Source organism: Aporhodopirellula sallentina SM41 (genome assembly GCF_000346505.1).
Classification (GTDB): domain Bacteria; phylum Planctomycetota; class Planctomycetia; order Pirellulales; family Pirellulaceae; genus Rhodopirellula; species Rhodopirellula sallentina.
In genome coordinates, this window is sequence record NZ_ANOH01000048.1 from 26,876 (window position 1) to 41,067 (window position 14,192).

8 protein-coding genes are annotated in these 14,192 nt (G+C 58.2%); 5 read left to right on the top strand and 3 right to left on the bottom strand.

Annotated features, from left to right (window positions below; all coding sequences use genetic code 11):
* Positions 1–155 precede the first annotated feature (155 nt).
* The gene (locus tag RSSM_RS02410; protein ID WP_008674109.1) at positions 156–4,745 is read right to left on the bottom strand and encodes a beta strand repeat-containing protein; all 4,590 of its coding nucleotides are present in this window, start codon (positions 4,743–4,745) and stop codon (positions 156–158) included.
* Positions 4,746–5,066: 321 nt separating this feature from the next.
* Positions 5,067–6,536 (bottom strand): BBP7 family outer membrane beta-barrel protein, encoded by a 1,470-nt coding sequence (locus tag RSSM_RS02415; RefSeq protein WP_008674112.1) that lies wholly within the window; start codon positions 6,534–6,536, stop codon positions 5,067–5,069.
* Positions 6,537–7,359: 823 nt separating this feature from the next.
* Between RSSM_RS02415 and hemL the strand changes: the two genes are divergently transcribed.
* The 3 genes from hemL (at position 7,360) to RSSM_RS02430 (ending at position 10,553) form a co-directional block, all read left to right on the top strand.
* Positions 7,360–8,667, top strand: coding sequence for a glutamate-1-semialdehyde 2,1-aminomutase (gene hemL / locus RSSM_RS02420; protein WP_044300716.1), 1,308 nt, complete (start codon positions 7,360–7,362; stop codon positions 8,665–8,667).
* 233 nt (positions 8,668–8,900) lie between these two features.
* A complete protein-coding gene (locus RSSM_RS02425; RefSeq protein ID WP_008674116.1) occupies positions 8,901–9,587 on the top strand; it encodes a PAS and helix-turn-helix domain-containing protein in 687 nt (228 codons plus the stop codon).
* A gap of 210 nt (positions 9,588–9,797) precedes the next feature.
* Positions 9,798–10,553, top strand: coding sequence for a TVP38/TMEM64 family protein (locus RSSM_RS02430; protein ID WP_044300718.1), 756 nt, complete (start codon positions 9,798–9,800; stop codon positions 10,551–10,553).
* A 183-nt stretch (positions 10,554–10,736) separates the two neighbouring features.
* Here the strand turns inward: RSSM_RS02430 and RSSM_RS02435 are convergent, their stop codons facing one another.
* Complete coding sequence (locus RSSM_RS02435) at positions 10,737–11,435, bottom strand: hypothetical protein (protein ID WP_236620895.1); 699 nt, start codon at positions 11,433–11,435, stop codon at positions 10,737–10,739.
* Positions 11,436–11,602: 167 nt separating this feature from the next.
* Between RSSM_RS02435 and RSSM_RS02440 the strand changes: the two genes are divergently transcribed.
* Complete coding sequence (locus tag RSSM_RS02440) at positions 11,603–12,058, top strand: NUDIX hydrolase (RefSeq protein ID WP_044300697.1); 456 nt, start codon at positions 11,603–11,605, stop codon at positions 12,056–12,058.
* Positions 12,059–12,416: 358 nt separating this feature from the next.
* A complete protein-coding gene (locus RSSM_RS02445) occupies positions 12,417–14,072 on the top strand; it encodes a hypothetical protein (protein ID WP_144059515.1) in 1,656 nt (551 codons plus the stop codon).
* The last annotated feature ends 120 nt before the right edge of the window (positions 14,073–14,192 follow it).

Sequence of the window (14,192 nt, forward strand, 5' to 3'; positions counted from 1 at the left end):
CGAGCTTGATCCGAGGCGTTGTGAATCGAATTCACTTGCCTCGCATTCTTCTCGAACGTCCCAGGCCCCCCGACCTTTTTCGTTCGTGACTCGCTAGCTTCACCGGCTCCCGTGCGAATCACAAACGATGGAAACGTTCGCGAAAATTCAGTGCATCAGAGGATGCACAGCTTGTAGCTCAGGTAAGGTTCCAGAGCAAAATTGTTTTCCGGCACGTCGGCCGGCGAAGTTCCTCCGACGGTCACATCGATGGTGTCACCCGAGTCGGCAGGGGTCGCTCCCGTGCCGTCCTGTTCGAGCCCATCGTTGAAGAACGAAGGCATGTCGAGGCGTTGAACCTGATAGTCACCCGCGATCAGTCCGTCGAACTCGTAGAACCCGTTTTCGTCCGTCGTGGTGCGAAGACCGTCGGTGCCGAGATCGCCACCGGTCAGCAACAACTCAATCCCCTCGAGACCGTTGTCCATGCCGTTGAGCAACCCGTCGTTGTTGAAATCGCGGAAGACAGTTCCAGAAAGCTCGTTGATCGCTTGGTCAATCGCGGTCGTTGCGGTAGCCGTGTTGGTACGATCGTTGGTGATTTCCTGCGTCGTGGTCGACACCGTCACCGAGTTCACCTGATCGGCGGTCACCCCGGCATTGACTGTCGCGATGATCGTGAACTGGAACGAATCCCCCGACGCCAACGCGGCGTTATTCAGTGGTGTCACCGTCACGACACCGTTAGTCGCGGTGAGATCACCGTCCGGACCGGTACCGCTGACGAAAGTCACGCCCGATGGCAGAGTATCCACAACCGTAACACCCTCGGCCGGCGATGGTCCGTCATTGAAGACCGTTACCGTGTAGGTCAACTGAGAACCAACCTGAGCGGTCGAGGTACTCACGGTCTTGGTCACGTAGACGTCGGCCTCCGGAACCACGGTCACGTTGGATGCTGCCGCATTGTTGTCCGTTTGCGTTTCACCGGTATCGGTCACCAAGCTGACATTGTTCGTCAAGGCACCCGAGGCATCGTCATCCACCGTGGCGGTGATCGTGATCGTCCGAGTGGATCCCGGTGCGAGATCAAACTCAGGCATCACGATCGTACCGTTGGTGGTGCTCGTTGGCGTCACGGTCGACCCACCGGAGGTTGCCGATTGGAACGTCAATCCGTCCGGCAACGAATCCGTCACGATGATTCCCGTCGCCAACGATGGACTCAGTCCGTTGTCTGCTTCGGTACCGTCGTCGTCGGTATCGTGCGAAACCACCATGGTGAAGGTGACCGTATCGAGCGGCCCAACCGTGCCGGTTCCGTCAGTCGATTTCGAAATCGTGATATCGAACTCAGGCGTTGTCGTGATCGTGACCGAGTCGTCGTTATTGGTCACATCGAGCTCGGTCACTCCTGGGACGGCAACCGATGCCGTGTTGACGATGTCTCCCGTGGCGGAGGCATCCACGTCGGCGGTGACGGTGAAGGTTCGCGTTTCTCCAACAGGGATCGATGCGTACTCGACCAAGATTTGGCGAGTCGTCGTGTTGAAGAAGTTCGTGTTGCTGGCTCCCGCGGCGACAACACTGACTCCGGTCAAGTTCGCCGGCAGAGTGTCTGTCACGTCAACGTTCACTGCGTCAGAGATACTGTCGACGTCGTGGCTGACCGTGAACGTGTAGATCACTTGGTCTTGGCCGGGGACGACGGTCGTGACGTTGACGCTCTTGTCGAGGATCAAATCCACGCGTGCTTCCGGATCGACCTGAACGGTGTCGGTATTCGCTGCGTGTCCAGTCGGCTCGGTGTCGGTTGTCGCGATCACAACATCGTTGTCGAGCGGACTGAACTGATCGCTCGCGACGGCTGCCTCAAAAGTGAATGTTCGCGACTCACCGGGTGCCAGGTCAGGCACGTTGAATGTGATCGTTTGACCGGAACTCGACGCGATCGTTGCACCGCTGGTCAGCGGGTCAAAGCTACCGGCGACAAGTGACAATCCGGTATCGAGCGTGTCGGTCACGGTCACGCCACGAGCCTCGGACGTTCCGGAGTTGGTTGCCACAATTTCATAGGTGACAAACCCGCCGGCGAAGACGTCAAACGGTGCGGTGCTGTCGATGATGTCATCGGCGTCATCACCATCGGTTCGATCGTCCGGAGTGCGGGTGGAGATCACGGTCTTGGCAACCGTCACGTCCACTTCACGCTCAACGGGAGTCTCGTCGGTTGCGGTGACGTCAGCAGCGTTGTCCGCCGTGGCGGTGACGGAGTTCGACAGGGGCGAATCGGCATCCTGGAACGCGGCATCGACCAACACGCGGAAGGTCACCGTCTCGCTTTCCGATCCAGCCATATCGCCGAAAGTGATCCGCAGTTTGCCGTCATCGGCACCGCCGCTGACCAACTCAACCGTACCGCTGCCGGTGGTGAATGTTCCCGAACCGGCGACATACGAGACACCGGTTGGCAAGGTGTCGAGTGCAACAACGTTGGTCGCGGCGTCCGTGCTGACGTTGGTCACCGTCACGGTGTAGGTGAGCTCGTCACCGGCGATAACAGTGTCAGGTGCGTCGATCCCGTCGGTCTTGGTGATGGTCAGTTCCGCCAACGGAACGTCCGCGGTTTCCACGGCGATGTTGTTCTCGAGTGCTCCGTCAACCGGATCGCCGGTCGCACGGTCCGCGTCGGTCGGGTCATTGTCGACTTCGACTTGGAATCCAGACACTTCAATTTCGTTGACCGGATCCGCGGTCAGGCTCGCGTCGATCGATGTGGTCACGGTGTACGTGACGCTCGCTCCGGCGGCGAGGCTACCAACGTCGAAGGTATGGACAGGGCGACCGTCTCCATTGGTCGTGGTCGTTGTTGCGACCGTGCTCGAACCACTGTCGACCACGCTGACGAACGTCAGGCCTTCAGGAATGGTGTCGCTTACGGTAACGTCCGTGGCATCGGTTTCGCCGAGGTTGATGATCGTCACGGTGAAGACCGCGGTTCCGCCGAGCGTCAAATTGCTCGAGCCATTATCAATGGTTTTATCAATCCGCAGGTCAGTCGTCGGCAAGACCCCAAAGTCAACGGTGGTGTTCTCGTTGCCGCCGGTCGGTTCGCCGCCAATGGTCAAGGTGATCGAACCGCTGATGAATCCGACGCCATCGACCCAGACACCGTCGTTATCGTTGCCCGCATCGTCATCGGTATCACCAGCGGGTGTATCGATCGAACTGCCAATGTGTCCCTCGAGCGGTTGGCCGGTGGTGAATTGGTCGGCAGGAATCATCACATAGTAGGTTCCCGGCCCCAGGTCGTCACCGCTGGTCAATGTCGTGAACGAGTAGGAACCGATATCCGCGCCACCGAGTGGATTCACCGTCGTGGTCGCGATTGGTGTTTGCAGACCGTCGCTCGGATCGGTGTCATACAGTTCGATCTCGATCGGATCGCTGGCGGCGGCTTGGAATAGTCCCTCACCGGCATCCTGCAAACCATTGTCCTGTTCGGCTTGGTCGGTGCCGCCACCGTTATCGATGAAGACTTCACCACCGAGCGTCAACGGAACGGTAGCAACCGAGTTGGCAACGTTCTCGTTGCTGCGACGCGAGTCCAAGATCGACAGGAAGAAATCCAACCCAGGTGCACCGGCGCCACTGTTGCTATTGACCCCATCGACGAAACCTTCGATTGCACCGACGTCTTCAAAATCAGCCCCGGTTCCGCCACCAGTCACAAAACTGGAAAAAGGAACAAACACATTAAGTGGATCTCCCGACCCGATATTGTCTGGCAAATCGATCGTGGCGATCGAGAAATTAGCCGCGTCGGTGTAAACACGCACGACCAGACCGCCCGTGACGACCGTGTCGCTGCGAACCGCAATCTGCAACCCGCTTGCAGAGTCACCATCGGTCAGGTCAATCCCGCCAAGACCGGTTCCGTCGAGCGCCAAACCAGCGCCGTCACTGTCGACACCGTCGTACTGCACCAACAGGGTCGCTTCGACGTCACCGCCGTTGGAGAACACGAGTTGGTTCGAACCGGTAACGACTTCAAAACTGCTCGTTCCGCTGCTCGCGTTGTCGATAAAGATTTCAACATCACGTTCGTCACCGACGACACCACCAGCCGATCCCAGTGCACCGGAACTGCTCGTGGTGGTCGACCCAACCACTGTTTCGGTGATCGGTTGGGAAGGTTGGGCGGTCAAGAAATCATCGATTGTTACCGCGGTCACACCATCGTCATCGGTGACCTGAACTCCCACGTCATCCGACAGAACCACACCGGCGATCGGCGTTCCCCCAGAGTCCTGAACCCCACCGGCTCCCGCAGCAAACGTCAAAACGTAGAACCCATCGGTCGTGACGAAGGGGTTTGTTAGCCCGGCATCCTCAGTCGCATCGTCGTTGGCAACGGTATCCTCACCGTCGAGACCTGTGAAGCGATAGACACCGTCGGCGCCCGTGGTCATCGTGCCGACCAACGTCTCACCTGCATCGAACACACCGTTCTGCGTGACGTCGTCCAAGTACAGATTCACATCAACGTTTTGCAGCAACGTTTCGCCCACGTCGACCGTGTTGTCACCGTCGGCGTCAATGAATGCCACCCCACTGATTGCTCCCAAGTCGCTGGCGAGCAATTCGCGTTTTTGCAACGATTCGAGCTTAAGACGCCGGCCGTTCTTACCACGACGTGTGGCCGAACGTTCGTTGCGTCGAGTCTTTTGACCGGTAAGTCGGTCGATCATGCGTTGCCAAATCATCGTTTCACTACCTTCGTTGGCTAGTGGTTTGTCTGTGGGGGGTGTCAGCAGCGATTCAACTCGCTCGTGAACGCCAATCGCAAATACCCAAGAACGCTGTCGCGAAAAAAATGTCGTCTGAAAAGGGCTCACCGGGGCGAACCTTCTCCGTTGGACGCTGCCATGGACGCCTAAGTTTCACGATCACACTCGGAACGTCTTCGTTGAACCGTCTCGGCGGATTCGATGCAGAATCTGCACATTCGGTTCAATCGGCTGTTTCGTTTCGTCCGCGACAGCCGTCAGGCTTTCACACGGACGATTCATCCTGACCGTTAAGCTTTACCAGCGGTAATCGAGTCCGAAGCTGAGCCCTTGTGCCCAATAGTCGGTGTTATCGAAAGCGAAGCGTGGGAAGACGCCCGTTGGTGTGTCCGCGTTCGAGTTGGGAACTTGAGCCTGGTCAATGATCCGTTCGATTTGATCGCCAGGGCGAACCACGTTGGACATGTACAGGAACGTGTAACCGAACGTCGCACGCAGTTGGTCAGTGAGTTGGTAGCCGATCTTCATGTTCAGTTCAGGCAAGACCGAGAACTCATCTCGCTCGTATGTTCCGATGTTGGAATTCAGAGCCAACAAGCCACCTGATACCGCCGGGGCGGTGCCGTTGACGACGGTCGAACCAGCGATGTCCACCGTTTGACGTGTGTTACCGACCGCCAAACGAAGCCCGATGTCAAAGTTCCAGTAGTCGATCGAACGGGTGTGGTACCAACCGAAGTCGATGCCGTTGAATTGGTTACGTGTCCGGAACGATTCGTTGAGTGCGAAAGTCAGCGGCGTGTTTGTTCCCTGATCGATCAGGATGCTGCTGGCGATTCCGATGCCTTCGTCGAGTTCCACCGAACGAAAACCGAGGCGGTGTTCCGAACGTGAGCACCAACGGGTTGGGCACGAACACGGTCCCGTGTGAGTGCAGCCCTGGTTGGCGATGCGGAAGTGCCGCAGGTAGATGTCCCACCCGCTCAGTTCACTGTCGACGGCGATGTTCAACGTACCGGTGTGGCCCCGTGTCGGATCGTGAACCAAAGCGACCGCTTCGGTCAGTTCATCCAAATCGGAATCGGGATCGTCCAAGACCGTGATGATTGGTCGAACCAAGGTGCCGTTTTGTGCTCCACCGGCGAAGGAATCCGTTTGACGGTCCAACCCGAACGCTCCGGCACCGATGCCCCAGGTGTGGCAATTGTCGAACCAGAACCCGAAGTCGAATCGCATCCCGTCAAAGTTGTCAGTGAGCACCTCGTCGTTGCCGTAGAGTACCGTTCCGTTTGCCAGCGGATCGCGGTCGGACAATCGTCCCGTCGATGCCAAAGGCGGCAGATCGACTCCATCCTGCCACCACATCAGGTACTCGGCGGAGAACCAACCGTCCTGTGGCCAGCACAGTGTGATGCACGGACGCAGACTATCGCAGTCGCGGTATTCGCCGCACATCGGGTCGCCGTTGCAGCACTGACCGCTCGAGCAACCGATGCCGTCGCAACCGCCGATCGACACACCGCACATGCCATCACAGCCACCGTCGCCACAACCGCATGATCCCATCGGAATGGAATCACACCCGTAGTCGTGGACCGGTTCGAGATACACTTGGCCGTCCATCGGCACGCTCTCGTGCGTGACGATCGGCTCGAGCACCGAGGTGCTCGAGACCTGACGAACGACCTTCTTAGGTTGTTTGGTTTGCTTGACGGGTTGGACGCGGCGAGGACTCGCGGTGGCCGCTTCATAGTCGACTAACTCCACCTCCGTCGCCTCCGGCCGAGACTTCGACGGCCGTTGGGATAGATCACGGACGGGCTGCCACGAAGCGCGAGCAGACTGTTCTACTCCTCTCGCATTCGATTGGGCCTGTACAGGTTGGCTCAGGCAAGCGATCGCGAATACGGCGATCCCCACAAGAGAAATTCGACATGGTGTGTTGAGACGTTGCGACACTTTCGTCACCCATCAAGATGGAATCGGGGGGCAAAGGGTGACTCCCATCAAACCGAAACGCTCGATCAAACGAGCGGCCGTCGGCTGAGAATCACCGGCTCACCAGTCATATCGACGAATCCAATCCAGATTGTTAAGGCAAAACCGTCAAAACCCGGAGAATCGTCAAAACCGCAACAATGCGAACAACCTGCCGATACGAAAAACCCAACGAATAACGCAAAAAGCCCGCGACACACAAACTCTCGGCAAAACGCAAGAACCACCCAACCCGCAAAGTCACACAGTCGGAACACAAAGACTGATCGACCCAACACCCGTTCGTTCGTCCACCACACGCAAAGCCCCGCCCAGGACGCACGATCGGCCGCCCGAAAGACGCTCCTCCGAGAGAGCGTGCAGAAGGGTAGCCATCCCGCTCAGAAACGGAACAATAGGACGCTACGATCGCGGGAGCACGCCGTCATGGTGCAATGCCCACGCGTGAAACGAACATCTCATGAAACTGCATCTGCTCCGGCGAGAAAGACACCATCGTGCGTCGGCCGAGAATCTCCGGTAGCGAGTACCGGCCGGACATTTCCGCAGTTCCCCACACATCCCTGCCTCACCGTTGACCGAAGAGCCCCTGATGCTAACGTCGAACACCGCTGCCCAGTCTCATCCCCGCAGCCACTCCGCATTCGAGCGAGCCACCCATTTGATGCCCGGCGGTGTCAACTCGCCTGCTCGTGCGTTCGGTGCAGTTGGTGGCTCACCGCTCTTCATCGCTCGTGCCGAAGGGGCCTATCTCTATGACCTCGATGGCAACCGCTACATCGATTACATCGGCTCATGGGGACCGATGATTCTCGGACACGCGCAGGAGGAAGTCGTCGAGGCAATCACCCAGGCGGCAGCCCGCGGCACCAGCTACGGCGCGCCGACCGAAGCCGAATCCCGCCTCGCCGAACAGATCATCGAAGCGGTACCGAGCATCGAAAAAGTCCGCCTCGTCAACAGCGGCACTGAAGCGACGATGAGCGCCCTGCGAGTCGCCCGTGGTGCGACGGGACGCAACAAAGTGATCAAGTTCTCGGGAAATTACCACGGACACGTCGACTCACTTCTGGTCGCCGCCGGCAGTGCGGCAGCGACCCTCGGCGCACCGGATTCACCCGGCGTCACCCCCGGTGCCGCCGCGGACACCATCGTGTTGTCCTACAACGACGTCAGTGGGCTCCAAAACGCGTTCGCTCAGCAAGGTGACGAGATCGCGGCGGTGATTCTCGAACCGGTCGTCGGCAACATGGGCTGTGTCGTGCCGACGATGGAGTTCCTGCAAACGATGCGTGACCTTACTTCCCAGCACGGCTCGATTCTGATTTTCGACGAAGTCATGACCGGATTCCGCGTTGCCTTCGGTGGGGCTCAGGAGCGTTTCGGAATCACACCCGACATGACCACACTGGGCAAGATCGTCGGTGGAGGTATGCCGTTGGGCGCGTACGGAGGCCGGAAAGACATCATGGATCAGGTCCTGCCTGCCGGTAAGGTATTCCAGGCCGGAACGCTCAGCGGCAACCCGGTCGCGGTCGCCGCCGGATCGACCACCCTGGACATCCTCAAAAAGTCACCGCCCTATGAGGCACTCGAAAAGATGGGCGAGCGATTGGCCGCCGGCCTGTCTTCGGCAGCCTCGGATGCCGGAATCCCTCACACCGTCGCCCGAGTCGGCAGCATGATGACGCTGTTTTTCAACCCTGATCCGGTCACCTGTTGGGACCAAGCCGATCGCTGCGATCGAGACGCGTTCGGTCGCTATTTCTGGGGCCTCATCGGGGAGGGTGTCTACATGCCGTGCAGCCAATTCGAAGCGTTGTTCTTCAGCCGTTTGCATGATGAGGCGATCATCGACGAAACGATCGACGCGGCTCGCAAAACCTTGGCAGCATTTTGACGGCGACGGGCCGAAACAATGCACTCGCGTCGTAGCCAGCCGGTACGATGCAACGGGGTGAATCGGACGTCCGCCTCTCGACAGGCAACTAACATCACCGCTGTAGCCCCATATCATGAGATGGCCACCCGCCATCGATCATCCAAGACGACGATCATGCACGCCACGGTTGCTCTTCGACGAGCACCTGTCGGTCGCGGATCGTCTGCGACAGAAGTGAAGGATAGAGCGACGTGACACGTCCCGATTTGAGCGATATTGATTTCGTCAAACTCCTCGACCAGGATCCCGATCTGGGTCTGGTGATCGTCTCGGAACAGGGGGAGATTGTCGACTACAGCACCAGCACGCCGGCGATCTTCGGAGTCGATCCCGCAATTGACTTTCGAGGCAAAACACTCAGCGACGTCTTCGAGTTTGAATTCGCTGACGAACGCATGCAGTGGATCAGCGAAGTCCTTCAAACCCAGCAACCTCTCCGTGTGGATCACCTCTACAACGGTCGCCGGATGGTTTCGACGATTCTTCCGATGCGTGGCGAAGACCAACCTCGGTACGTTGCCGCGATGACGAAACGCGATGGCACGACGTCCGGCGAATCCAACGAAAAGAGCGTCGTGAGCGGCTTTCTCGATCTCGGGCCGTTATCAAAATTGACCAAGCGTGAACTCGAAGTCTTGATCCTACTAGGACACGGATACAGCGTCCCGGATGTGGCGAGAAAACTGTATCGAAGCCCTCGGACGGTGGAACAACACAAAGCCTCGATCGGCCGAAAACTCGGCGTTTCCGCGATCGCCGACATCGCCCGAATCGTCGCCGTTCACGGACTCAAACTCGAAGACCTCGAACTCGAACGTGTCCTCGCACTTCGTCCCGAATACCGACACGAAGAAGCAAACACGACAGAAACTCCGTAGGCACACAGCGGACTCGCCCATTCGGTTTCTGGCGTAGGTGCCGGCGTGATTGCCGGATTGATAACGCAAAGCTCATCGAAGCGGCGCATTTCCAATCGCGGCGATGGTTTATGTTGTTTGATTGAGATCGGTGCGTGGGGACGATCGTTCAATCGGTGTCGCACGCGTCAACGACTTCGGTATTTCGCTGGTCATCACCCAATTCATGCGATGAATCCTATCACGTTCGCACTCTCGGAAAGACGACGGCTGATTCCGATCGCGATCCTGGCAACGGCCTTGGCTTGGCTGGCCACGGGGAACTCCATCGCGGCAGCCCAACACCTGTTGGAAACTTCTCGCGCCGCCGGACCGATCGGCTTCATGGTGCTCGGGACAGGTTTGATGTGCCTGTTTGTCCCCAAAACAATCATCTCGATCGCCGCGGGAGGCCTGTTTGGCGGGTTTGATGGTGCGTGGATTTTGACCGCGACCGCACTGATTTCGGCGCTGACGAACTACCATATCGGTCAGTGGACATTGCCTGCGAACCGCTCCCGTCAGGAAGAAAACCCAAGCAGCATTCCCGAGGCGACAAGCGGCATCGACAACGATAATCCTTCGGCCACCGTTTCTTCCCGGCAGCGTCTTCTGAACCGGATCAGCACGATGGCAAACCAGGGTGGACTGGGGTTTCACCTCGCCGTCCGGTTAACCCCCGTGCCAACAACGATCATCAGCTACACGATGGGAGCCGCCTCGGCTCGACAAATTCCCTATGCGGTCGCCGCCGTCCTCGCATCGATCCCGCAGTGGTTGTGGGTTTACTGCGGCGCGGTTGCCGCTTCTCCCGATGAATCCGGGATGGCAAAGTTCGCCGGCATCGGCTGTTCGGTCGCCGCCGCCGTGGTGCTGTCGGTCTGGGTGCCACGCCACGTCGCGGGGGCTCTCCAAGACGTCTGCGGAGAGCCTGGCGAATCCGAGTAGTTTTTATCAGCGTCATTTCCGGTAGTGGATCTTGTTAAAGATCCTGGTGCATGAGGATCTTTAACAAGATCCACTACCGCCTGCCCGAAAAACCTGCCTGCCTCGGAAGTACGAGTTCGTGATTCGCCAACTACGCCGAGAACTCAGCCACCTCCGGCCGCCACGCTTCGACCGAGACCGAGTCTATCGATCCAGTACCATGTCGATCAGGCTTTCCATGCCCATGCGGGTGTCTTTCGCGATCACGATACGATCGCCTGGACGCAACGCGTAGTCCGATTCAGGACGGACTTGTTCCGGAGCACGTTCGACAAACAGCACATCCATTCTCACCCCTTCGAAACTGGTAGGTGATGAACGGTAGAGAGCCGCCTGTGCTTTGCCGAGTTTTTTCAGGACGCCGGTCTGTTTCAACAATGTGCTGACGAACACGCTCTGTCCGGTCCCGTTCTCGGACGTCGGCAGAGGCAAAACGCGAATCGGCTCTTCGGCATCCAAGATCTGCAATACGATCGAATTGTTCGCCTTGGCGTTACGGACGGCTTGGTAAGCCTCCTGCGTGAACGTGCTCGATGGCAAAGTAGCGGACGCACCGACAGGAACATAGTTTTCCTGTTGAGCCTCGGCCTCCGCGGCCAATCCAGTTCCGAGCATGTTGATCGCTGGCATCTTCATCCCGCCGGCGGGGAAGACAGAGCAACCGGTCAACGAAACAGGCAACAATGCAATCGCGGCCAATAGGCACCGAGTCGGCAGAATCGCGACAACGTTTCTCGGGATGCGAGCAATCACAAAGGCACTCGAGTGGTTGGCGTTGGACGGTTGGTCAGGATGCATGATTCGACTCTGCGAGCGACTGGGGGTGTCTGCGGAGGGCGTCATTGCCGGTTGCCTAGACGTGGCGGCTTGGGCAAACTTTAACGACACCCGTTGGATCGACCGTCCGCGATCAATTTCTTGATGAAATTTTGCAATTTTGCTTATCTCCCAAACGGGGGCCCACGAATTCGGGTTGCCGACGCCATAGCCGGATTGATAAAAGCACGTTCATGTCATACTCCCCACACTCCTCCAACTCACCGCACCGAAGCCGTAAACGCGGTGTGATCGGTGTGATGTTTCGAGAAGACCGCCTGCTGATTATTCGCCGGTCCATGACCGTCAACGCACCAGGAAAACTCTGTCTGCCTGGAGGAGGTATCGAAGCGGGAGAAACCGAAGAGGAAGCCCTCATTCGCGAAATGCAGGAAGAGATTCTCGTCGATGTGGAACCCGTTCGGTTGTGCCACCGCAGCGTGACGCCCTGGGGAACGAGGCTCGCATGGTGGATCGCCAACATCAACGATGAGGCGGAACCCGTACCGAATCCCGAAGAGGTATCCGAAATCCACTGGATGACGCCGGACGACATCGCCAAAGCCTCCAATGTCTTGCCGAGCCTTCCGGAGTTCATCTCCCAGTGGCGGGCCGGCCAGATTGACCTGCCGTGGAACGTTTCGGGCTGATCATTCCGGCGCCGACGAACGGTCGGACGCACACACCTCGCTTTCCGCCTTGCCTGAAACACGTGTTCTGCTACGCTTACGTGCCTTGCATGTTGGGGAGGCAGTAACTCCTCGCAAATCAAAATACCAATTTTGTCCGAATTTTGTCCAAAAATCAGACGAGGAGAATGAACTAGGTGGGTACTAAGAGAACTGGAAAAGGCCGTCGCAAAGTGGGAAGAAAGAAACGACGAATGCGGGCAAAGATTCGTCACCGCAAGAAATAATTGCTGCGTTTGGCCACTGAGATGCGTCGATTCGATTAAATTTGGGTCTGCTATTCAACCTCCACGAATCGACGCTTTTGGGTGGAAACGCGATGCCCAGTCCTTCTATTCACGAATTACTGGGCTTGCCTGCCGAAGTCACCCGTCCCAACGCCTACCAAATTATGGGGCTGGAACTGGGTGAACCGGATCCTCAAAAGATCCAGTCGGCGATCCAAGACCGAGTTCGCCTTCTCAAGAAATCGAAGGCATCTACCTCGGCCGAAGTCTGGCAAAAAGCCGCCCGAGCGGTCCAAGCTGCTCAGAAAATACTGTGTGATCCGGACCAAAAGGCCGCTCTCGACGCTCAGTACGGCATCGTCAACGACGTGACTTCGGAACCGAAAGAGCCCGTCGATCCTCTCGCCGCTCTTTTGCCCTCGGCGAAAAAAAGCTCACAGCCGCCCGCATCTGTGCCCGCGCAGGCACCGGACTCGGCCATCGCGTCGCAACCTGCGGCATCCGCTGGCGCCGTCAGCGTTCCCGATTCTCCGTCGGTCGACACGTCCACATCGCCCCAGGTTCCGGTTTCTCCGCGACCGGTTCCCGAACTGAATTCGTCGGCCGAAATCGACACTCGGCCGCAAATTCAATCGCGACGAACGTCTCGCCGTCGGCGTTCCTCGACCGGCAATCTAGTTTTTGGGTCACTCGTTCTCGGCCTTTTACTACTCATCGTCGGTGGATTTGCGTTCGTCTTTCTTAACGGTGGCGGCATTGTTGTCGTCAACGACGACAACGGGTTCGCCATCAACGCAGCGACGGAAAATGCCCCAAGTCGTCCGGCGCAGAGCACGCGTGCCCGTCCGATTGATAACGACGGTGTCATGACACATCCCCGGCAGGGCCGCGTTGAAGGCCCCGACCTGGGCGGTCCCGACTTTGACCTACCATCGATGCCAAATGCATCCAGCAGCGACTCGATGACAGGAAACGCTTCGATGACAGGCAGCACTGCCGAGGAAACCCCTGGCATGGGCCAACCGTCCGGTCCCTCCATGAGCGACACGGCCGGGTCGGCGCCCGCGATGGCAACGCCCGATTCTTCGATGGACTCCGCACCTGACCCGGCGCCAGGATCCATGATGGCGCCATCCAACGGGCAGCCCCCACCGAATTCTGCCACGCCTCTCGCGAACTCCACGCCCGACACACCTCAACCACCATCACCGCAGGAAATCGAAAACGCCGAAAAGGCGATCACCGCTTCACGAAGCGCGATCGTCCAACGGAATTGGGCCGCGATGAAGTCGCTCGCCGAAACGGCCGAGGAAAAGGCTGCCACCGATACTCAGAAACAAACCGCCGAAACGCTTTATCAGTTCGCCGATCTAGCGACTTACTACCGCGGCGCGATTCAACGAGCGATGGCGGACTTGGTCTCCGGCAACGAAATCAAACTGACCGACACGATGACGTTCTTGGTGCAACGATCGAGCGCCGACGAGATCACGCTCTACCGCAACAAACGCCAATACGAATACACGTTTGAAGAAGTCCCGCTGAGCGTGGCTCATGCACTCGCCCCCTTCCAACTCGACGTGTCATCCCCGGAAGGAAAAGCCGCCAAAGCGGTCTTCCAGTCCATCTCTGAAAAAGCCACCCCCGGCCACCGTGCCGAATCGGTGAAAATCCTTCGCGACCTCGAAAAGGTGGAAGGGGCCGACCCCAAGCGTCTCGCGGATTTCGTCGAGTCGCTGTCCAACTGAGAGTTCGCTGTCCAACCGAAAGTTGACGTCCGCGACCGTTGATACGTGACCAAGGGTTGATACGTGACGAAAGGGCCCATCGCACACCGGCAAATCAATTCACCGGTCTGTCGGGTAGGT

Coding starts and splice junctions, on each gene's coding strand:
- RSSM_RS02410 (WP_008674109.1), bottom strand. CDS start 4,745: ATGATTTGGCAACGCATGATCGACCGACTTACCGGTCAAAAGACTCGA.
- RSSM_RS02435 (WP_236620895.1), bottom strand. CDS start 11,435: ATGACGCCCTCCGCAGACACCCCCAGTCGCTCGCAGAGTCGAATCATG.
- hemL (WP_044300716.1), top strand. CDS start 7,360: ATGCTAACGTCGAACACCGCTGCCCAGTCTCATCCCCGCAGCCACTCC.
- RSSM_RS02430 (WP_044300718.1), top strand. CDS start 9,798: ATGAATCCTATCACGTTCGCACTCTCGGAAAGACGACGGCTGATTCCG.
- RSSM_RS02445 (WP_144059515.1), top strand. CDS start 12,417: ATGCCCAGTCCTTCTATTCACGAATTACTGGGCTTGCCTGCCGAAGTC.
- RSSM_RS02440 (WP_044300697.1), top strand. CDS start 11,603: ATGTCATACTCCCCACACTCCTCCAACTCACCGCACCGAAGCCGTAAA.